General features: G+C 29.5%; 1 pseudogene. It reads left to right on the plus strand.

Annotated elements, in window-relative coordinates:
- Nucleotides 1–261, plus strand: a pseudogene (locus FOF46_RS32245) (hypothetical protein); the annotation flags it as partial.

Raw genomic sequence — 261 nt, forward strand, 5'->3', positions numbered from 1 at the left:
CATTTGTCGAACAAGTAGAGCAACAACGACAAATAACAGAATCAGAAAGAAAACAACGAGTAGTTATCCAGAAATATTTATCAGATAATTCTTTAACCGCCAAAGAAACCGGAACAGGTCTGTATTACATAATTACAAATCATGGTAATGGTCAAAAATTAACAACTAACTCTATTATAAAATTTAGTAGTAAAATGTATTCCTTGGATGGAGAACTTAACAACAACCCTATAATATTATTTGATAAAATTGCACATCTTA

The sequence above is a fragment of the Aquimarina algiphila genome, assembly GCF_007489275.1.
In the GTDB taxonomy this organism is placed as follows: domain Bacteria; phylum Bacteroidota; class Bacteroidia; order Flavobacteriales; family Flavobacteriaceae; genus Aquimarina; species Aquimarina algiphila.